Source organism: Stenotrophomonas sp. YJH_SMC_127 (genome assembly GCF_059372445.1).
This window is the reverse complement of record NZ_JCAFVO010000001.1, coordinates 104,017-123,571: the sequence shown is the minus strand read 5'-3', so window position 1 is coordinate 123,571 and position 19,555 is coordinate 104,017. Positions and strand designations below refer to the sequence as shown.

Below are 19,555 nucleotides of genomic sequence, written 5' to 3'. Positions count from 1 at the left end.
ATACGGGAATCGCACAGTGTGGCGGCTGCACCGGATCGCGGCCAGCCCCACCGTTTATGCACGGCCACGGCGTGCGCGTGGCGTGAAGGCTAGGTGGCTCAGAAGAACCAGGCGAACGCGAACAGGCCCAGCATCGCGATCACCACCGCCAGTTTCAGTGCCAGGCCGAGCAGGATGCCGAGCCAGGTCGCCAGGCCCACCTTGGTCGAGCGGCCGAGTTCGCGGGTGTGCCAGTACTCGCCGAGCAGGGCGCCGATCAGCGGTCCGGCAAACAGGCCGATGGGCATGAAGAACAGGCCGACGATGCTGCCGACGAAGGTGCCCCACAGGGCCTTGCGGCTGGCGCCGACGCGCTGCGCGCCAACTACGGTGGCGAGCACGTCCACCAACAGTGAAAGCAGGGTCAGCACGCCCAGCGCGACCAGGGTGGGCCAGCCGACGTGGGCGAAGCCGTCGGCCCAGGCCGCCAGCAGCAGCCCGATGAACACCAGCGGGATGCCCGGGAGGGCCGGCAGGATGATGCCAGCGATGCCGATCAGGACAAAAATGACCGCTAGCAGATATAAGATGAATGAGAGTCCCATGCTGTCCCGTATGGTGGCCGTTTTGGGGTTGACAGTGAAAGATTTTGCCAGTTGCTTTTTCGTTTTGGGCGGGTTAAGTTGCAGTCGCTGAGCTTGGCAAGGTCACCGTGGATCGTGGCCTGATGAAGCAAGATCTTTCCGATCCGCTGCATCGATGCACCTCGCTTCCCCCTTGCTTGTCAGCCGCCCACCGGGCGTTTCCAACAACAAGAGAGAGTCAAAGGGAGTTAGTGAGATGGCTGAGCGCGAGACCGGTACCGTAAAGTGGTTCAATGATGCGAAGGGCTTCGGCTTCATCAGCCGGCAGAATGGCGAGGACGTGTTCGTGCACTTCCGCGCCATCGAGACCCAGGGCTTCAAGAGCCTCAAGGAAGGCCAGACTGTGAGCTTCGAAGTCGTGCAGGGCCAGAAGGGCCTGCAGGCTGACAAGGTGCAGCCGGTGTAATACCCGCCGCCCGTCGGCATGAAAAAGGCCCGCGCAAGCGGGCCTTTTTCTTTGCCGTTGGCCCGGTGCAGGTCAGCGCAGGATGACCTTGCCATTGACGACGCGCACGTAGGTGTTCTCGCGGATGCCGCCGAGATCGCGCTGGTTGACCACGATGGTGCGGCCATCATCCATGCGCACGCTGATGTCATAGGTATCGCTGGTGACGTTCTTCTGGATCTGGTTGCCGGCCAGGGCACCACCGACCGCGCCTGCGGCGGCGGCGATGTTCTTGTTGCCACGGCTGCCACCGGTGTGGTCGGAGATTTCATGGCCGGCCACGGCGCCGACGATGCCGCCGAGGATCGCGCCGGTCGCGCTGGGCGCGGTGCGGCCCGAGGGCACGGTGTTGATGCGGGTGACGATGCCACAGTCAGCGCAACGGCCCTGGTTGTAGCCGCCATTGTTGCCGTAGCCGCCGTTGTTGTAGCCGTTGTTGTAACCACCGCCGCTGTAACCGGGCGAGGTGGCACAGCCAGCCAGCGCGAGGGTAGCGATGGCGCTGGCGGCGATGAGCTGGATCTTCATGGGGCGTCTCCTGGCCGTGAAGGCGGGTGGGTTGGGTGGTACTGCGTCGTGCAGCAGGGTGGACGAATCCTCTCCTTTCGAACGTGAACAACGCGCCAACCGTGTGCGTGCTGCCCGGCTGCAGGATGAATGCGGCTCAGCGGAAATCCTGGTGGCAGGCGCGGCAGTCCGCCTGCAGTGTTTCCACCAGCTGGGCGAGGGCCCTGCAGTCGCCGGGGGGTGAGGCCAGCGCCGTGTTGAGGTTGCCGCGCAGCTGGCTGGCGTGCTGCTGGAACTGCGCACTGTCCTTCAGCCCGGGAAACGCCTGGTCCAGGTCATTGGACAGCAGGCGCAGCACCTGCAGCCGCGGCACGCTGTCAGCCAGGCTGCAGCGGTTCTGCAGCTGGGCCTGCTGCAGCAGCTGTGACTGCCGCTGCATCACCTGCATCAGGCTGCCCGGGAACGGATCGCGACGCGCCTGCAGGGCGCGGCCGACCATTACCGTGGCGATCAGGCCGATCAGCAGGCCCAGGCAGAGCACGAACAGGTAGCGATGGGCGCTGGACAGGCGGCGGGGCGGGCTGGCATTCATGCGGGCACTCCGGGCGTGCAACGGTGGGTTCGACGCCGGCGTACTGCGGGCGCCAGCACCTGCACGTTAAAATAGCCCGATGAACGAACAGGTCAAACAGCGCTTCGCCGGCATCGAACGGCTGTACGGCGTGGGTGCACTCGAGCGCCTGCAGGGCAGCCGCGTGGCGGTGGTCGGCATGGGCGGCGTCGGCTCGTGGGTGGTGGAGGCGCTGGCCCGTTCGGCCGTCGGCCACCTGACCCTGATCGATGCCGACGATATCTGCGTGTCCAACACCAACCGGCAGCTGCCGGCGATGGAAGGCAACTACGGCCGCAACAAGGCCGAGGCGATGGCCGAGCGTTGCCGTGCGATCAATCCGGACATCGGGGTCGACGCGGTGCAGGCATTCCTGACCGTGTCCAACATGGCCGAGCTGCTGGACCGGGGGTTCGATCTGGTGATCGATGCCTGCGACAGCTTCCGGGTCAAGGTCGAGACGATCGCATGGTGCCGCCGCCGCAAGCTGCCGTTGCTGACCGTCGGTGCCGCCGGTGGCCGTACCGACCCGACCCTGGTGCGCATCCGCGATGTCTCTCGCACCGAGCACGACGCCATGCTGGCGCTGATCCGCAAGAAGCTGCGCAGCGAATTCAACTTCCCGAAGAACGCCAAGCGCTATTTCGGCGTACCGGCGGTGTATTCGCTGGAGAATGTGAAGTACCCGCAGGCCGATGGCAGCGTCTGCGGCATCCGTCCGAACCTGGGCGCCGATGCGGCGTTGAAGCTGGACTGTGGTGCCGGCCTGGGCGCGGCAACCCACATCACCGGCGCGTTCGCCTTCGCGGCGGTTGGCAAGGCGCTGGAGATGCTGCTGGAGCCGAAGAAGGTGAAGGTGGATGCGGTAGAGGCCAGCGAGGTGTGATGGATCGTGCCGGCCAGCGGCCGGCACCTGCCCGTTACATTGCCGGCAGCGCGAACAATCGCCGCGCATTCTCCGTCGTGGCCTGGGCCACGGCTTCCAGCTCCATCCCGCGCAGTGCGGCCACGTGCCGGGCAATGGTCGCCAGCCGCGCTGGCTCGTTGCGCTGGCCGCGGATGCCGGCGTCGGGCTGGTCGGGCGCGTCGGTTTCCAGCAGCAACTGTTCCAGCGGCATCTCGCGCACCAGCCGCTGCAGCCGTTGCGCGCGATCGTAGGTCAGTGGGCCACCGAGGCCGAGCAGGAAGCCCTGCCTGTGCAGTTGCGCGGCCTGTTCCGGGCTGCCGGAAAAGCTGTGCACCACGCCGCGCAGGCCGCCGACGCGGCGGATGGCGGCGATCACCGCATCCACCGCGCGTCGCGCGTGCACGATCACCGGCAACTCGAATTCGCGGGCCAGTTCCAGCTGGCCGATGAAATACGCCTGCTGGGCGTCGGCGTCCAGCCCTTCGACAAAGAAGTCCAGGCCGCATTCGCCGATCGCGCAGGGGCGTTCGCGCTCGATCCACTCGCGCAGCAGTGGCAGGTGCCCGGGCTGGTGATCGGCCAGGAACATCGGATGCAGGCCGTAGGCCGGGTACAGCCCCGGCGCCTGCTGGCAGACCTCACGCAGCTTCGGCCAGCTGGCCGCGGTCACCGCCGGTACCACCTGCTGGCGCACCCCCGCGGCCTGCGCACGTTCGATCACCGCAGCGCGGTCACGGTCGAACCCGCTGGCATCCAGATGGCAGTGGCTGTCAACCAGGATGCTCAACGCTGTTCCAGCGGCGGAGGTGTTGCGGCGTTGCGGCTCTTCCAGTTGGCCAGCAGCAGCGTGCCGAAGCCCAGCACCAGCTCATCGACGAACGGGATCGGGTCCGGGATGAACAAGGTCAGCACGAACAGGCCGGCGGTGAGCTTGAACAGGGTGGGGTAGCGCAGCCGGCGGGCCCATTGCAGTACCGGCAGCAGCATCGGGTTGGCCATGGCGGGGAGCCTCGTGGGGAATATGCAAACGCTACCACGGGCCCAGCATTTCCCGATGCTGAATGGGTTATCGGAATGAGCAGGAAATGTGGAGATTCCGTTCAGGCAGCGCATGCTGCAATCTGCGCCGAGAACGTTGCGGATGGTCCGCAAGGAGCAGGTCATGAAAAGCACAACTACAACTGTCCTGGTCGCAGCGGGCGCGCTGCTGGTCGGTGGCATCGCCACCGCCGCCTTCATGAAGAGTGGTGACAAGTCGCCCGATTCCATCAGCGCCGGAACCCCCAATGGTGAATCGCGCCTCGTTGAAGGTAACGCTTCTGACGACGGCGCACGTGGTGACAAGCTGGACCCGTCCGCGCCGCGCGGGCTTGAATATGCCGATGTGCTGAAGGTTGACCCGATCACCGAGAAGCAGAAGGCCTACGCCACCGTGATCGGCACCGATGCGGTGCGCGAAACGTCCACGACCCAGACTCCTCATGAAGTCTGCCAGGACGTGACGGTGCAGGAGCGCCTGCCGGAACGTGATGGCAACGTTGGCGGTACCGTGGTTGGCGCGGTGGTGGGTGGCCTGCTCGGCAACCAGGTCGGCGGTGGCAACGGCAAGAAGGCCGCGACCGCCGCCGGTGCCGTGGCCGGTGGCTTCATCGGCAACCAGATCGACAAGCGCCACGTGGGTGGCCGCGTGGTCAACCGCACCGAGCGCCAGTGCCACACCGAGACCGCCACTTCCGAGTCGAGCCGTGTTACCGGCTACAACGTGACCTACCGCAATGAGGACGGCACCACCGGCACCATGCGCATGGCCAGCAAGCCGGGCAACCGCATTGCCATGGGTACCAACGACGTGGTGAAGGGTTACAACGTGACCTACCGCTATGACGGCGCGGAGAAGACCGTGCGCATGGACAACAAGCCGGCCAGCGATCGCCTGCCGGTGGTCGATGGCCAGCTGGTCACGCAGACCGCTGCCGCCGGTGCCACTGCCGCAGCCACGCGCCAGTAATCCCGGCGCAGCATGCAGTACCTGACGGGCCGGCTCATGCCGGCCCGTTTCATTGCGACCGGCGATATTCATCCGCGCAGGGCAGCCATCCTCCATCATGGGTGCCCCCTTCGACATGGAGCCGGCATGAGCATCTTCGACCTGCGCATCGAAACCGAGCGGCTGATCCTGCGCCCGCTGCTTCGCGAGGACTACGAGCCGTACCTGGCGTTCTGCGCCGACGAGGCCACGATGCGTACCCTGGGCGGCGTGCAGCCACCCTCGGTGGCCTGGCGCGGTTTCTGCAGCCTGGCCGGCGCCTGGCAGCTGTTCGGCTTCTCGATGTTCAGCGTGATCGAGAAATCCAGCGGCGACTGGATCGGGCGGATGGGACCGTGGCAGCCGCAGGACTGGCCGGGTACCGAGGTCGGTTGGGGCATCCGCCATGCCAGCTGGGGCCGGGGCTATGCGCCGGAGGCGGCGGTCGCGGCGATCGACTGGGCGTTCGATACGCTGGGCTGGGCTGAGGTGATCCATACCATCGCCGAGAACAACGACAACTCGCGGGCCGTGGCACGCAAGCTCGGCAGCACCCTGCTGCGCATGGGGGAGTTGCCGGCGCCATACAACGACAAGCCCATGCAGATCTGGGGCCAGTCGCGTGAACAGTGGCGGCAACGCGCGCGCTGAGCGTGGCTTGGTAGTGCCGGCCGCTGGCCGGCAATCGCTTGGATCCAGCTGCATCGAGGATGCCGGCCAGCGGCCGGCACTACCGTGTAGTCATGCTGCACCCGCGCTTGGCATTCACTGGCGTGCTTGCCAGACTGCACGCAGCCGGCCGCCGGCCGGATCCGAGGGAGCAGGCAATGGTGGAAGAGCGCGTCCCGTTGACGGTGCACGGCATGTCGGTGTCAGGCAATTGCCACAAGGTCCGCCTGCTGCTGGAGCAGCTCGGCAGCCGCTACCGCTGGGTGGAAGTGGACAGTGCCCACGGCCAGACCCACACCCCTGAGTTCCTCGCGCTCAATCCCAATGCCAAGGTGCCGTTGATCGTCCGCGACGATGGCCGCGTGCTGACCGAGTCCAATGCGATCCTTTTCTGGCTGGCCGAAGGCACGCCCTACCTGCCCAACGATGGCTGGGAGCGCGCGCAGGCACTGAGCTGGATGTTCTTCGAGCAGTACACGCACGAGCCGTGCGTGGCGGTCGCGCGCTTCATCCGCGGCTGGACCCCGCCTGGGTCGCCGCGCCGCGCCGAACTGCCACGCCTGCACGAGCGCGCTGCCGCTGCACTGGCGGTGATGGAGCAGCACCTGCGTGATGCGCAATGGTTCACCGGCAGTGGGTACGGCATCGCCGACATCGCGCTGTTCGCCTACACCGACGTCGCAGGCGAGGGTGGAATCAGCCTGCAGTCGTTCCCGGAAGTTCGCGCCTGGTTGCAGCGCGTGCGCGGGCAGCCGCGCTTCCTGCCGATGCCGGCGGTGACCGCCGAGGTGCGCGCCCGCTTCGAGGCCGCATGACTCTCACCAAGGTGATCCCCACAGGGTAGCGCCTGGCCAACCCCGGGCGGAATGCAACAACGACACGGAGGGTGTTCGATGTTCGCTGTGGTTCCAGATCCGATTCCCGCACGCATGCGCGTGCTCAACCGCGCCGACGTGTGCGACGCCAATTTCCTCGACGCGGTGCGTGGCTGGCGCGGTACCCCGCGCCCGCGCCCGGCGCCGGATGCGCCGATCCTGCCGGGCAGCACGCTTACCGCCGCCGCGTTTGGCGAGCTGTTCGATTCGCAGCTGGCCAGCCGCCAGCTGGACCTGATGGCGCGCGTGCTGCGCGTGCAGAACAAGGTCTTCTACACCATCGGTTCATCCGGCCACGAAGGCAATGCGCTGCTGGCGCGGGCCTGCCGGCATACGGATCCTGCATTCCTGCACTATCGCTCCGGTGCCTTCATGGCCGAGCGCTCACGCCAGGTGCCGGGGATCGACCCGCTGCGCGATGCCGCGCTGTCCTTTGCTGCCAGCGCCGATGACCCGGCCAGCGGGGGGCGGCACAAGGTGTGGGGCAGCAAACCGTTGTGGGTGCTGCCGCAGACCTCGACCATCGCCTCGCATCTTCCGAAAGCGCTGGGCACCGCGCTGGCCCTCGAAAGCGGCAAGCGGCTGGGCCACGAACTGCCCATTCCGGCCGACAGCATCGTACTGTGCTCGTTCGGCGACGCCTCGGCCAACCATGCCACCGCGCAGACCGCGTTCAACACCGCGATGTGGTCGGCCTACCAGAAGCTGCCGGCACCGGTCCTGTTCGTCTGCGAGGACAATGGCCTGGGCATCTCGGTGAAAACGCCTGAAGGCTGGATCGCCGAACGCTTCAGCGGTCAGCCCGGGCTGGACTATTTCTACGCCGATGGCCTCGACCTGGCCACCGGCCATGCGCAGGTGCAGGCGGCGGTGGAGCACTGCCGGCGTACGCGGCGGCCGACCTTCCTGCATCTGCGCACCACGCGCCTGATGGGGCACGCCGGCACCGACTTCGAGGTGGAATGGCGCGCGTTGCCGGAGCTGTGCGCGGCCGAGGCGCAGGATCCGCTGCTGCGCTCGGCACAGATCGCGATGGAATCGGGCTGGATGGATGCGGCCGCCATCGAGGTGGCCTACGAGACGATGCGCGCGCGCTGCATGGCCGCCGCCGCCGATGCCGAAGGACGGCCGAAGCTGCAGTCGCTGCGGGAAGTGATGGAGCCGCTTGCGCCCTATACGCCGGCTGCGGTGCAGGCCGAAGCACGGCGCGAGGTGCCCGCCGGAGCGCGTCAAGCCCTGTATGGCGGTGTGGAGGCGTTGCCCGAACGGCAGGCGCCACGCCACCTCGCGATCCAGATCAACCATGCCCTGCAGGAACTGCTGGCGAAGTATCCGCAGAGCCTGCTGTTCGGTGAGGACGTCGCACAGAAGGGCGGTGTCTACACCGTCACCAAGGATCTGCTGCGCCGCTTCGGCCCACGCCGGGTGTTCAACACCCTGCTGGACGAGACCATGATCCTGGGCATGGCTCAGGGCCTGGCCAACCTGGGCATGCTGCCGATTCCGGAGATCCAGTACCTGGCCTATCTGCACAACGCCATCGACCAGGTGCGCGGCGAAGCGTGTTCGCTGCAGTTCTTCTCCAACGACCAGTACCGCAACCCGATGCTGGTGCGGGTGGCCGGGCTGGGGTACCAGAAGGGCTTCGGTGGCCACTTCCACAACGACAACTCGATCACCGCGTTGCGCGACATCCCGGGGCTGGTGGTGGGCTGCCCGTCGCGCGGCGACGATGCGGTGATGATGCTGCGCACGCTGGCCGCACTGGCGCGGGTGGATGGGCGGGTGGCAGTGTTCCTGGAGCCGATCGCGTTGTACATGAGCAAGGACCTGCACGAAGCCGGCGATGGCCAGTGGCTGTTCGACTTCCCCGCACAGGGCCAGTCGCTGGTGCCGGGGGAGGGCCGGGTCTATGCGCCGGAGGCCGGCGATCTGGTGATCTATACCTATGGCAACGGCGTGCCGATGGCATTGCGCGCATCGCGGGCGATCGAGCAGCAGCTGGGCTGGCAGGTGCGGGTGGTCGACCTGCGCTGGCTGGTACCGCTGGACGCCGGCTTCATCACTGCCCAGGCCGCCAGCGCACGGCGGGTGCTGGTGCTGGATGAAGGCCGCCACAGCGGCGGGGTGGGCGAGGGCGTGGTCACCGCGCTGGTCGAGGCCGGGTTCGGCCATCTGCCGTTGCGCCGGGTCTGTGGTGCCGACACCTACACGCCACTGGCGGGGGCAGCAATGTTCGGGCTTCCAAGCGACAATGCGGTGATTGGCGCCGCCCTCGACCTGGCGCAGGAACCCTGATGCATGTGTGGATTGGCGGGAATGTTGTTGCCGGCGCCGCTGGCGTCGGCCGAGGCGCTGCAGGCGCAGGCCCTGGCCATGGGCCAGGCGCTGCACCACCGCGGGCCCGATGATGGCGGCAGCTGGGTCGATGCCGAGGCGGGCATCGCGCTGGCGCATCGCCGCCTGAGCATCCTCGACCTGTCCCCGCTGGGCCACCAGCCGATGGCCTCGGCCGACGGCCGCTACGTGATGGCCTACAACGGCGAGGTCTACAACTTCGCCGCCCTGCGCGAGGAACTGGAGCCGCTGGGGCATGCCTTCCGCGGCCATTCCGATACCGAAGTACTGCTGGCGGCGATCCTGCAATGGGGCGTGGAAGACACCCTGCAGCGCTGCAACGGCATGTTCGCCATCGCGCTGTGGGACCGCCAGGAGCGCTGCCTGTGGCTGGCCCGCGACCGCGTCGGCAAGAAGCCGCTGTATTACGGCTGGGCCGGCGACACGCTGGTGTTCGGTTCGGAACTGAAGGCGCTCTGGCAGCACCCGGCGTTCGACAATGACATCGACCGCGATGCGCTTACCTTGCTGCTGCGGCTGGATTACATCCCGGCGCCGCACAGCATCCACCAGCGCTGCTACAAGCTGATGCCGGGCCGGGTGTTGCGCCTGGACGCGGCGGCCGTCGCTGCCGGCGCATCCGCGCATCGTCCGGAACAGGCACAGCGGCCGTACTGGGATGCGCGCGCGCGCATGCAGGCGGCGCTGGCCGCACCCTTCCAGGGCCGCATCGAGGATGCCGAGGAACAGCTGGACACGCTGCTGCGCGACGCGGTGGCGCTACGCATGGTGGCCGACGTGCCGGTCGGCGTATTCCTGTCTGGTGGCACCGATTCCTCACTGGTGGCGTCGCTGATGCAGGCCCAGAGCGGGCAGCCGGTGCACAGCTTCAGCATCGGCTTCACCGATTCGGGACATGACGAGGCGCCGCTGGCCCGGGAGCTGGCGGCCCACCTGGGCTGTGACCATACCGAGTTGTACGTCAGCGGCGCCGACGCGCTGGCGGTGGTGCCGCAGTTGCCGGCGATGTTCGATGAGCCTTTTGCCGACGCGTCGCAGGTGCCGACCGCGCTGGTCGCCCGGCTGGCGCGGCAGGGCGTGACCGTGGCGCTGTCTGGTGACGGTGGCGATGAGCTGTTCTTCGGCTATACCCGGTATGTACGCGCGCTGCGCAACTGGCAGATGCTCGGCCGCGTGCCGGGGCCGCTGCGGCGCTGGATGGGCGCGCGTGCGCAGCAGCAGGGCGAAGCCTCGCGCACCGGTGGCCTGGCCGCGCTACTGGCCGAGACCGGTGCGCGTGGCATCGGCGACGTCTACCGCAACCGCATCTCGCGCTGGCGCGACCCGGCCGCGGCGGTGACCGGCGCGCGGGCCGCCGGCAGCTTCTACGACCTGGCCGATCCGCTGCACGGCGCGGGTACGCCGGCCGACGCGATGATGCTGGCCGATTTCGTGACCTACCTGCCGGACGATCTGTTGTGCAAGGTCGACCGCACCTCGATGGCGGTCAGCCTGGAGGCGCGCGCACCGCTGCTGGACTGGCGGGTGGCCGAGTTCGCCTGGTCGCTGCCGTTGGGCTTCAAGCGCAGCGAGACCACCAGCAAGGTGCTGCTCAAGCGCGTGCTGGGCCGTTACGTGCCGCATTCGATGGTGCACCGTCCCAAGCGCGGTTTCGGCGCGCCGGTCAGTGACTGGCTGAAAGGCGACCTGCGGCCCTGGGCCGAGGACCTGCTGCAGCCGGCGCGGCTGGAGCGTGAGGGCGTGCTGTCGGCGGCGGCGGTGCAGCCGCTGTGGCAGCAGTTCCTGGGAGGGCAGCGCAAGTGGCATACCCATCTGTGGAACGTGCTGATGTTCCAGGCCTGGCAGGCGCATTGGCGGCAGGTGCGCGCAGGCATTGTGGGCGGCTGATCTTCACCGGCCTGCACGGGCCCGGCGACTAGGCTGGGCCTCCCGCACCATGAGGAGTATGTCCCGATGTCCGTCCCCACCATCGCCGTGTTCGTCGGCAGCCTGCGCAAGGACTCGTGCAACCGCAAGCTGGCCCATGCGCTGGAGAAGATCGCCGGTGATCGCGCACGCTTCCAGTACGTGCAGATCGGCGACCTGCCGTTGTATGACCAGGACTTCGACGCGCAGTACCCGGCGCAGGGTACCCGGCTGAAGGACCAGGTGCGCGCCGCCGACGCGGTGCTGTTCGTCACCCCCGAATACAACCGGTCGGTGCCGGGCGTGCTCAAGAACGCCATCGATATCGGCTCGCGTCCCTACGGTGACAGTGCGTTTGCCGGCAAGCCGGCGGCGGTGATCGGCGCCTCCATCGGGCAGATCGGTACCGCCGTGGCCCAGCAGCACCTGCGCAACACCCTGGCCTTCCTGGACATGCATGTGCTTGGGCAGCCCGAGGCGTTCATCCACTTCAAGGAGGGCCTGATCGATGCCGACGGCACGATCCACAACGAGGGCACGCAGAAGTTCCTGCAGGGCTACGTGGACCGCTTCCTGGCGCTGATCGCGGTGCACGTCAAGGGCGATTGACGCCTGCGGGGTCGGAGTTCCCTGCGTCGCAGAGGGATCCGACCCCAACCACGCCCGGGGTCGGATCCTGACGCGCAGCGACGGGCTCCGACCCGTGGCGCCTGATCTGCGATAATGCTCCGCTCGGGTGCCGCAATGGCGCCTGTCGCAGGCAGTGCGACGCCCCCACGCCAGTCTGGCCAGGCGCCGGCGGATATCCCCCGTTTCTCCACGGCTTATCCACAGGCTTGTCCATGGTCGCCGGGGTCGGCGCATGCCTACACTCGTCTGGCCCACTTTTGCAGGAAACACCGCAGCATGTCCGCTCGTCCCGGCTTCCGTTCCAACCGCAGAGAGCGCGGTGATGGCTTCGATCGCGATCGCGACGAGTCGCGCATCGACCAGTTGCGGGTACCGCCGCATTCGGTGGAAGCCGAGCAGGCGGTGCTGGGGGGGCTGATGCTGGCGCCCGAAGCGTATGACCGGGTCAATGACCAGCTGACCGAAGGCGACTTCTACCGTCGCGACCACCAGATGATCTATCGGGCGATCCGCGAGCTGTCCGAGCGCGAGCGTCCGTTCGATGCGGTGACCCTGGGCGAGTGGTTCGAGTCGCAGGGCAAGATGGAACTGGTGGGCGACGGTGCCTACCTGATCGAACTGGCCAGTACCACGCCGTCGGCTGCCAACATCGTGGCCTACGCCGAGATCGTGCGTGACAAGGCAGTGTTGCGCCAGCTGATCCAAGTGGGCACCGACATCGTCAACGACGGTTTCCAGCCCGAAGGCCGCGACAGCAGCGAGCTGCTGGCCTCGGCGGAAAAGAGCGTGTTCGCCATTGCCGAACAGGGCGCACGTGGTCGCACCGATTTCGTGGCCATGCCCGGTGCGCTGAAGGATGCATTCGAGGAGCTGCGCAACCGCTTCGAGAACGGCGGCAACATCACCGGCCTGCCGACCGGGTACACCGATTTCGATGCGATGACCGCCGGCCTGCAGCCGACCGATCTGATCATCCTCGCGGCGCGCCCGGCCATGGGCAAGACCACCTTCGCGCTGAACATCGCCGAGTACGCGGCGATCAAGTCGAAGAAGGGCGTGGCGGTGTTCTCGATGGAAATGTCGGCATCGCAGCTGGCGATGCGCCTGATTTCCTCCAATGGCCGCATCAACGCGCAGCGCCTGCGTACCGGCCAGCTGGAAGACGAGGACTGGAGCCGCGTCACCAGCGCGATCAAGATGCTGAAGGAAACCAAGATCTTCATCGACGATACGCCGGGCGTGTCGCCGGAAGTGCTGCGCTCCAAGTGCCGCCGCCTCAAGCGCGAGCATGACCTCGGCCTGATCGTGATCGACTACCTGCAGCTGATGAGCGTGCCCGGCAACAGCGAAAACCGCGCGACCGAAATCTCGGAGATCTCGCGTTCGTTGAAGGGCCTGGCCAAGGAATTGAATGTGCCGGTGATCGCGCTGTCACAGCTCAACCGCTCGCTGGAAACGCGTACCGACAAGCGCCCGGTGATGGCCGACCTTCGCGAGTCGGGCGCAATCGAGCAGGACGCGGACATGATCGTGTTCATCTACCGCGACGACTACTACAACAAGGAAAACTCGCCGGACAAGGGCCTGGCCGAGATCATCATCGGCAAGCACCGTGGTGGTCCGACCGGCTCGTGCAAGCTGAAGTTCTTCGGCGAGTACACCCGCTTCGACAACCTGGCCCACGATTCGGTCGGCTCGTTCGAATAACGGCCATGCCGGCCGCTGGCCGGCAATCGCCTTCCGGGCGGTAAACCATTCGGAACGCAAGGATTCCGCATGTGGCGTGTAAATGACATGTAACGCGCCGCTTCTACGATTCCGCCGCTGCTGCCCTTCGACGCCGCCCTTCGGCGTCCAGCGTGCCCAAGGAATCCACCTCCATGTCGTCCCACGCTTCGCATCGCCGCAATCTGCTGGCCCTGCTGGTCTGTGCTTCGCTGCCGTCGCTCGCTGCCGCTGAACCCGCCCCCGCCCCCGACGCGCCGTCGGCGACCACCCTCGATTCGATCTCGGTGATCGGCCGCGGCGAAGCCCGCCAGGTGCAGCGCGTGACCGCCGAGGACATGAAGATCCTGCCGCCCGGTGCGAACCCCCTGAAGCTGCTGGCCAGCAAGCCGGGCGTTCACTTCGAGTCGGCCGATGCCACCGGCGCCTACGAATGGTCCACCACCATCAGCCTGCGTGGCTTCAACCAGAGCCGCCTGGGCTACACGCTCGATGGCATCCCGCTGGGCAACATGGCCTATGGCAACAGCAACGGCCTGCACATCAGCCGTGCCGTGATCAGCGAGAACCTGGGCGGAGCCGAAGTGTCCACCGGCATCGGCGCGCTGGGTACGCCGTCCACCAGCAACCTCGGTGGCGTGTTCCAGTTCTATTCGATCGATCCGTCCACCGAGTACGGCGTGGTGCTGGCGCAGGGCTTCGGCAGCGACAGCGCGCGGCGCAGCTATGCGCGCCTGGAGACCGGTGAGCACCAGGGCTTTGCGGCCTATCTGTCCGGCGTGTACTCCGAAGGCGACAAGTGGAAGGGCAAGGGCTCGCAGGAGCTGAAACAGTTCAACGGCAAGGCCACCTACAATTTCGGAACGGACAGCAGGATCACCGCGCTGTTCAACGCCTCGCGCCGCGTCGAGGCGGACTACCAGGACCTGTCGCTGGAGATGATCGATCGCCTTGGCTGGGACTGGGACAACTACGCGCCGGACTGGGATCGTGCCGTCGCCGCCGCGCGCGGCAGGTTCACGGGCGGCGTCAACAGCCCCTGGGATGCGTACTACTCCGGCCACGGCCTGCGCAACGATGACCTGTCCAGCATCGCCGGCGATTTCGGCCTGAACGAGTCGATGCGGCTGAAGGTCAACGTCTACAACCACAGCAACCGTGGCCAGGGCCACTGGTTCAGCCCGTCCAATCCGTCCAACCCGGGCACCGGTCGCGAGATTCCGATTTCGATCCGCACCACCGAGTACGCGATCGACCGTACCGGCGTGACCTCGGCATTCATCTGGAACGTGGGCGGCCACGACCTGGAAGCCGGCCTCTGGTACGAGGACAACGGCCACAGCGTGCAGCGCAACTTCTACTACATCGACGGCCCGGTCACCGACGACTTCTTCCTGCGCAACCCGGACCAGCGCGTGTGGCACCAGCGCCACACCACCATTACCCGCCAGTTCTACGTGCAGGACCGCTTCCGCCTGTTCGATGACCGCCTGACCATCGACGTCGGCGCCAAGTCACCGCACACCCGCACCCGCGTGCGCACGCCGCTGGGCAGCTATGCCAGCAACAGCAGCCTGACCTCGAAGAAGGGCCTGCTGCCTCAGGCGGGTTTCAACTTCAAGCTCAACGAAGGCAACGAGATCTTCGGTTCGTTCGCAAAGAACGTCGCCGCCTATGCGCTGGGCGTGGGCAGCCCGTTCAACGTGCCGCAGGCGGCGTTCGATGCCAGCGCGCAGGACCTGAAGCCGGAACAGTCGCGCACCCTCGAGCTGGGCTGGCGCGGCTACGGCCAGGGCTATGAAGCCTCGGTTGCGGTGTACGACGTCAAGTTCGACAACCGCCTGCTGGCGATCGCCCAGTGCGTGGGCATCCTCGGCTGCCCGGCGCTGTTCTCCAACGTCGGTTCGGTGACCAGCCGCGGCGCCGAGGCGACCCTGCAGCTGAAGCCGATGCAGGACCTGGCCTGGTCCAACGCGCTGTCCTGGAATGACAGCACCTACGACAACGACTACGTGAACAATGGCGTGGTGCCGACCCGCGGCAAGAAGACCGTCGACACCCCCGAATGGATGTTCGCCAGCACCCTGGCCTGGACCCCGGGCCCGTGGGACATGCGCCTGTCGGCCAACCACGTCGGCAAGCGCTACGTGACCTATACCAACGACGAGTCGGTGCCGAGCTACTGGCTGGTCAATGCCTCCGTGGCCTATGACTTCGGCGCGCTGGGCCCGGCGCAGAACCTGACCGTGGCGCTGAACCTGACCAACCTGACGGACAAGCGCTACCTGTCCTCGATCAACACCAACGGCACCTACGCCGCCGACCCGACCCGCAGCCTGGCGACCATGCAGGTCGGCGCGCCGCGGCAGGTGATGGCCACCGCCACCGTGCGCTTCTGATGCGCGGGCCTGTGGATCCGGAACGCCGTCGTCGCCTGCTGCGCATGGCGTGGCGGGGCACGGGGGCGGCGATCGCGCTGGCGGCGATGCCGGGGCTGGCCACGGCCGGCCCACGGCCGCGGCTGGGGCGTGATCCGTTCACCCTTGGTGTCGCCGCCGGTGATCCGGATCCACAGGGGGCCGTGTTGTGGACGCGGCTGGCGCCGGACCCGCTCAACGGCGGCGGCATGCCGTCGCGGGCGGTGCCGGTGCGCTGGTTCGTGGCCGAAGACGCCGGCATGCGCCGGCTGGTACAGCGGGGCGTCGCTGCTGCGGTGCCGGAGCTGGCCCATTCGGTGCACGTGGAGGTCAATGGCCTGCGCCCGGGCCGCGACTACTACTACCGCTTCGCCTGCGATGGCGATGAGGAAAGCGCGGTCGGCCACTTCCGCACCGCGTCGCTACCGGACACGCAGCTGCAGCAGCTGCGGCTGGCCCTGTGCACCTGCCAGGCCTGGAACAGTGGCTACTACCCGGTGCTGCGTGATATCGCACGGAGCGATGTCGACCTCGTGCTGCATGCCGGCGACTACCTGTACGAATACAGCCCGCTGCAGAACGTGCGTGGCACCATGCTGGACGCGGCGCGTTTCAGTGGCGAGACGGTGAGCCTGGAGCGCTACCGTGACCAGTACGCGCTGTACAAGCTCGACCCGGATCTGCAGGCGGCCCATGCCGCACACGCCTTCGCGGTGATCTGGGACGATCACGAGGTGCAGAACGACTACTCGGGCATCCATCCGGAGAAGCCCGGCGTGTCGATCGAGGACTTCATCGTTCGCCGCGCGGCGGCCTACCGCGCGTTCTACGAACACCTGCCGATGCGCAGCTCGCCTGCGGGCAATGGCGGCCTGCGCGTGCACCGGCGCCTGCGTTACGGCGATCTGGCACAGCTGACCCTGCTCGACTGCCGCCAGTTCCGCCCGGCCAATCCCTGCGGTGTGGGCGAGTCACCGCGCTGCGAAGCGGCGCTGGATCCACGCATGAGCATGCTCGGCACGGGGCAGGAAGCGTGGTTCACGCAGTCGATGGCCGCCGCGCAGGGCACGCGCTGGAACGTGGTGGTGCAGCAGCTGCTGATGTCGCAGCTGCGGCTGGACGGCGGCACGCCACGCGAGCGCTTCTGGAACGACGCGTGGGATGGCTATCCCGCCGCACGCAGGCGTCTGCTGCAGGCGATGCAGGCGGGCGGGCAGGGCAATGCCATCGTGCTGGGCGGCGACTGGCATTCCACCTTCGTCAACGACCTGAAGCTGGATTTCGACGCGGCCAGCGCGCCGGTCGTGGCCACCGAATTCATCGCCCCGGCGATCAGCAGTGGCGGCGACGACACGCCGTACGGGCCGTACTACGGGCCATCGATTCCGCAGAACCCGCATATCCGCTATTTCGACGGCGACCGCCGCGGCTGGTGGAAGCTGCAGCTGAACCGGCAGACCGTGGATGCCGAGCTGCGCTTCGCCGACAGCGTGCTGCGCCCGGATGCCGCAGTGCGTACCGCGGCGCGATTCCAGGTGACCCATGGCCGCCCGGGCGCGGTGCAGCTCCTGTAGAGCCGAGCCCACGCTCGGCTGCTCTCTGCCTCCGGTGGGTGCGGACCGTTGGTCCGCACATTCCCATGAGCAGCCGAGCGTAGGCTCGGCTCTACAACGACGGCCCTGCACCGGATTTCATCGCCCCCAGCCCGGGTTTCGTCGCAAACCGTTTGCCGGCGGCGAGGGCGGGGCGCCAAGGTGTCCGCAGGCGGCAGGGTGCCGCCCCAAGGAGACCGTGATGAAGACCCTGTTCGCGCTCGGTGTGTGGTGCCTGCTGTTCGTGCTGTGCTGGCCGCTGGCGATCCTCGCCCTGATCGCCTGGCCGCTCGTGTGGCTGCTGAGCCTGCCGTTCCGCCTGGTCGGCATCACCTTCTCGGCGTTGTTCGCCTTCCTGCGAGCGCTGTTCATGCTGCCGGCGCGGTTGCTTGGCGGCCGGGCGGTTCCCGCATGAGGAGGGTGCTGCTGGCCGGTCTGGTCCTGTTGCCAGGCCCGGTGCTGGCCGCACCCCCGGCACCCCCGTCGGCGTGGCTGGAGCGCGAGCAGAGCGCTGCGGCTGACGAAGCCAATGCAGCGGCGGTCCCTGCGCCGAAAGCCGAGGCGCGCTGCCGGGTGGTCAAGCAATGGAAGGCCGGCGATACGGTGGTACAGCACAGGGTCTGTGAGGATCCACCGAAGAAGCCGGCTGGAAAGGTGTAGCGCCGAGCCCATGCTCGGCGGCCTTTGCAGGGCAGCCGAGCGTGGGCTCGGCGCTACAGGGAAACGGGCAACAAAAAACCCCGCCGGGGCGGGGTTTTTCGTCTGCAGGTGAGTGCCGACCAACGGTCGGCACCTACCATGATGCCGATCAGTTCGCCTTGTGGATGGCGCGCTTGCTGACCGCCATCGCCGCGTCGTGGACCACTTCCGACAGCGACGGGTGGGCGTGGCAGATGCGGGCCAGGTCATCGGCCGAACCGCTGAACTCCATGGTCAGCACGCCTTCGTGCACCAGCTCGGAGACGTTGGCGCCGACCAGGTGCATGCCGAGGATGCGATCGGTTTCGGCATGGGCCAGGATCTTCACGAAGCCTGCCGGCTCGATCATCGCCACGGCACGGCCGTTGGCGGCGAACGGGAAGCTGCCGGCCTTGTACGGAATGCCTTCGGCCTTCAGCTGCGCTTCGGTCTTGCCGACCCAGGCCAGTTCCGGTTCGGTGTAGATGACCCACGGGATGGTGTCGAAGTTGACGTGGCCCGGCAGGCCGGCGATCAGCTCTGCCACCGCGATGCCTTCCTCGAAGCCCTTGTGCGCCAGCATCGGGCCGCGCACGCAGTCGCCGACTGCCCACACACCGTTGACGCCGGTGTGGCAGTGCGCATCGACTTCGATCTGGCCGCGCTCGTTGATCTTGACGCCGGTGCCTTCGGCCAGCAGGCCCTTGGTGGCGGCGCGACGGCCAACGGCCACCAGCAGCTTGTCCACGGTCAGGGTCTTTTCGCCTTCCGCGTCGGTGTAGGTGACGATGACTTCCTTCTTCTTGCCCTTGCCGGTGATCTCGGTCTTGGAGACCTTGGCATTGAGCTTGATGTCCAGGCCCTGCTTCTTGAATTCCTTGGCAGCCGCCTTGGCCACTTCGGCATCGGCAGCCGCCAGGAACTCCGGCATGGCTTCCAGGATGGTGACTTCAGCGCCCAGGCGCTTCCACACGCTGCCCAGTTCCAGGCCGATCACGCCGGCGCCGATCACGGCCAGGCGGTTCGGCACTTCGGTGAAGTCCAGGCCGCCAACGTTGTCGACGATGGTCTCGCCGTCGAACTTGGCGAACGGCAGTTCGATCGAATCCGAACCGGCCGCGATGATGACGTTGGTGCCCTTCAGCTCGACGATGGAACCGTCATGCTGGGTGACCTTGACCACGTTGCCCGGCTGCAGTTCACCGAAGCCGTAGTAGGCGGCGACCTTGTTGGCCTTGAACAGCATGCCGATGCCGCCGGTGAACTGCTTGACGATCTTGTCCTTGCGGCCAACCATCGCCTCGACGTCGATCTTGGCATCCTTGAAGCTGATGCCGTGGTCGCCAAAGATGTGGCCCATGTTCCAGAACTGGCGCGAGGAATCCAGCAGCGCCTTGGACGGGATGCAGCCCACGCGCAGGCAGGTGCCGCCGAGGGCCGGCTTGCCGTCCTTGCCCAGCGCTGCATCGATGCAGGCGGTCTTCAGGCCCAGCTGGGCCGCGCGGATGGCAGCGTGGTAACCGGCCGGGCCGGCACCGATGACGACGACGTCGAATTGTTCAGCCATTGAATTATTCCTTGATGCATT

Annotated in this window: 19 protein-coding genes; 13 read left to right on the top strand and 6 right to left on the bottom strand. The window is 67.1% G+C overall.

The features are described 5' to 3' along the window. Positions 1–98: 98 nt before the first annotated feature. The gene (locus AC5QAB_RS00540; protein ID WP_075076676.1) at positions 99–584 is read right to left on the bottom strand and encodes a DUF456 domain-containing protein; all 486 of its coding nucleotides are present in this window, start codon (positions 582–584) and stop codon (positions 99–101) included. Between the two features lie 235 nt (positions 585–819). On the opposite strand from AC5QAB_RS00540, the gene AC5QAB_RS00535 reads away from it, so the two are divergent. Next, on the top strand, positions 820–1,029 hold the full coding sequence (locus AC5QAB_RS00535; RefSeq protein WP_014647720.1) for a cold-shock protein: 210 nt from the start codon (positions 820–822) through the stop codon (positions 1,027–1,029). A gap of 72 nt (positions 1,030–1,101) precedes the next feature. On the opposite strand, the gene AC5QAB_RS00530 is transcribed toward AC5QAB_RS00535, so the two are convergent. Both AC5QAB_RS00530 and AC5QAB_RS00525 read right to left on the bottom strand, forming a co-directional pair. Further along, positions 1,102–1,596: a glycine zipper 2TM domain-containing protein gene (locus tag AC5QAB_RS00530; protein WP_005417545.1), complete on the bottom strand. Its 495-nt coding sequence runs from the start codon at positions 1,594–1,596 to the stop codon at positions 1,102–1,104. 136 nt (positions 1,597–1,732) lie between these two features. Next, positions 1,733–2,167, bottom strand: a complete 435-nt coding sequence (locus AC5QAB_RS00525; protein ID WP_014647719.1) for a cytochrome c — start codon at positions 2,165–2,167, stop codon at positions 1,733–1,735. Between the two features lie 79 nt (positions 2,168–2,246). Here AC5QAB_RS00525 and AC5QAB_RS00520 point away from each other — a divergent pair, with 79 nt between their 5' ends. Then, entirely contained in the window at positions 2,247–3,071 is an 825-nt protein-coding gene (locus AC5QAB_RS00520; protein ID WP_046431617.1) for a tRNA threonylcarbamoyladenosine dehydratase, read from the top strand. 34 nt (positions 3,072–3,105) lie between these two features. On the opposite strand, the gene AC5QAB_RS00515 is transcribed toward AC5QAB_RS00520, so the two are convergent. Then, a complete protein-coding gene (locus tag AC5QAB_RS00515) occupies positions 3,106–3,879 on the bottom strand; it encodes a TatD family hydrolase (RefSeq protein ID WP_046431615.1) in 774 nt (257 codons plus the stop codon). Then, positions 3,876–4,091 (bottom strand): DUF6116 family protein, encoded by a 216-nt coding sequence (locus tag AC5QAB_RS00510; protein ID WP_014647716.1) that lies wholly within the window; start codon positions 4,089–4,091, stop codon positions 3,876–3,878. The genes AC5QAB_RS00515 and AC5QAB_RS00510 overlap by 4 nt, the downstream gene beginning before the upstream one ends. 163 nt (positions 4,092–4,254) lie before the next feature. Between AC5QAB_RS00510 and AC5QAB_RS00505 the strand changes: the two genes are divergently transcribed. From AC5QAB_RS00505 to AC5QAB_RS00455, 11 genes are all read left to right on the top strand, one after another. After that, positions 4,255–5,100 (top strand): glycine zipper 2TM domain-containing protein, encoded by an 846-nt coding sequence (locus tag AC5QAB_RS00505; RefSeq protein WP_032958908.1) that lies wholly within the window; start codon positions 4,255–4,257, stop codon positions 5,098–5,100. Between the two features lie 126 nt (positions 5,101–5,226). Further along, positions 5,227–5,769, top strand: a complete 543-nt coding sequence (locus AC5QAB_RS00500; protein WP_032958898.1) for a GNAT family N-acetyltransferase — start codon at positions 5,227–5,229, stop codon at positions 5,767–5,769. A 176-nt stretch (positions 5,770–5,945) separates the two neighbouring features. Further along, positions 5,946–6,602 carry a glutathione S-transferase N-terminal domain-containing protein gene (locus AC5QAB_RS00495; protein WP_197562035.1) on the top strand — a complete coding sequence of 219 codons (657 nt, stop codon included), beginning with the start codon at positions 5,946–5,948 and terminating at the stop codon, positions 6,600–6,602. 78 nt (positions 6,603–6,680) lie between these two features. Next, positions 6,681–8,960, top strand: a complete 2,280-nt coding sequence (locus tag AC5QAB_RS00490) for a thiamine pyrophosphate-dependent enzyme (protein WP_164165761.1) — start codon at positions 6,681–6,683, stop codon at positions 8,958–8,960. A 3-nt stretch (positions 8,961–8,963) separates the two neighbouring features. Next, complete coding sequence (gene asnB, locus AC5QAB_RS00485) at positions 8,964–10,907, top strand: asparagine synthase (glutamine-hydrolyzing) (RefSeq protein ID WP_046431608.1); 1,944 nt, start codon at positions 8,964–8,966, stop codon at positions 10,905–10,907. A gap of 66 nt (positions 10,908–10,973) precedes the next feature. Then, entirely contained in the window at positions 10,974–11,534 is a 561-nt protein-coding gene (locus AC5QAB_RS00480) for an NADPH-dependent FMN reductase (protein WP_014647710.1), read from the top strand. 297 nt (positions 11,535–11,831) lie between these two features. Then, positions 11,832–13,262 (top strand): replicative DNA helicase, encoded by a 1,431-nt coding sequence (locus tag AC5QAB_RS00475; RefSeq protein WP_014647708.1) that lies wholly within the window; start codon positions 11,832–11,834, stop codon positions 13,260–13,262. 173 nt (positions 13,263–13,435) lie between these two features. Next, on the top strand, positions 13,436–15,679 hold the full coding sequence (locus tag AC5QAB_RS00470; RefSeq protein WP_197562034.1) for a TonB-dependent receptor domain-containing protein: 2,244 nt from the start codon (positions 13,436–13,438) through the stop codon (positions 15,677–15,679). Then, on the top strand, positions 15,679–17,271 hold the full coding sequence (locus AC5QAB_RS00465) for an alkaline phosphatase D family protein (protein ID WP_197562033.1): 1,593 nt from the start codon (positions 15,679–15,681) through the stop codon (positions 17,269–17,271). The genes AC5QAB_RS00470 and AC5QAB_RS00465 overlap by 1 nt, the downstream gene beginning before the upstream one ends. Positions 17,272–17,491: 220 nt before the next feature. Continuing rightward, positions 17,492–17,704, top strand: a complete 213-nt coding sequence (locus AC5QAB_RS00460) for a hypothetical protein (RefSeq protein ID WP_032958903.1) — start codon at positions 17,492–17,494, stop codon at positions 17,702–17,704. Continuing rightward, the gene (locus AC5QAB_RS00455; RefSeq protein WP_032958904.1) at positions 17,701–17,949 is read left to right on the top strand and encodes a hypothetical protein; all 249 of its coding nucleotides are present in this window, start codon (positions 17,701–17,703) and stop codon (positions 17,947–17,949) included. The genes AC5QAB_RS00460 and AC5QAB_RS00455 overlap by 4 nt, the downstream gene beginning before the upstream one ends. 148 nt (positions 17,950–18,097) lie before the next feature. On the opposite strand, the gene lpdA is transcribed toward AC5QAB_RS00455, so the two are convergent. Beyond that, a complete protein-coding gene (gene lpdA / locus AC5QAB_RS00450) occupies positions 18,098–19,534 on the bottom strand; it encodes a dihydrolipoyl dehydrogenase (RefSeq protein ID WP_014647703.1) in 1,437 nt (478 codons plus the stop codon). Positions 19,535–19,555: the final 21 nt, after the last annotated feature.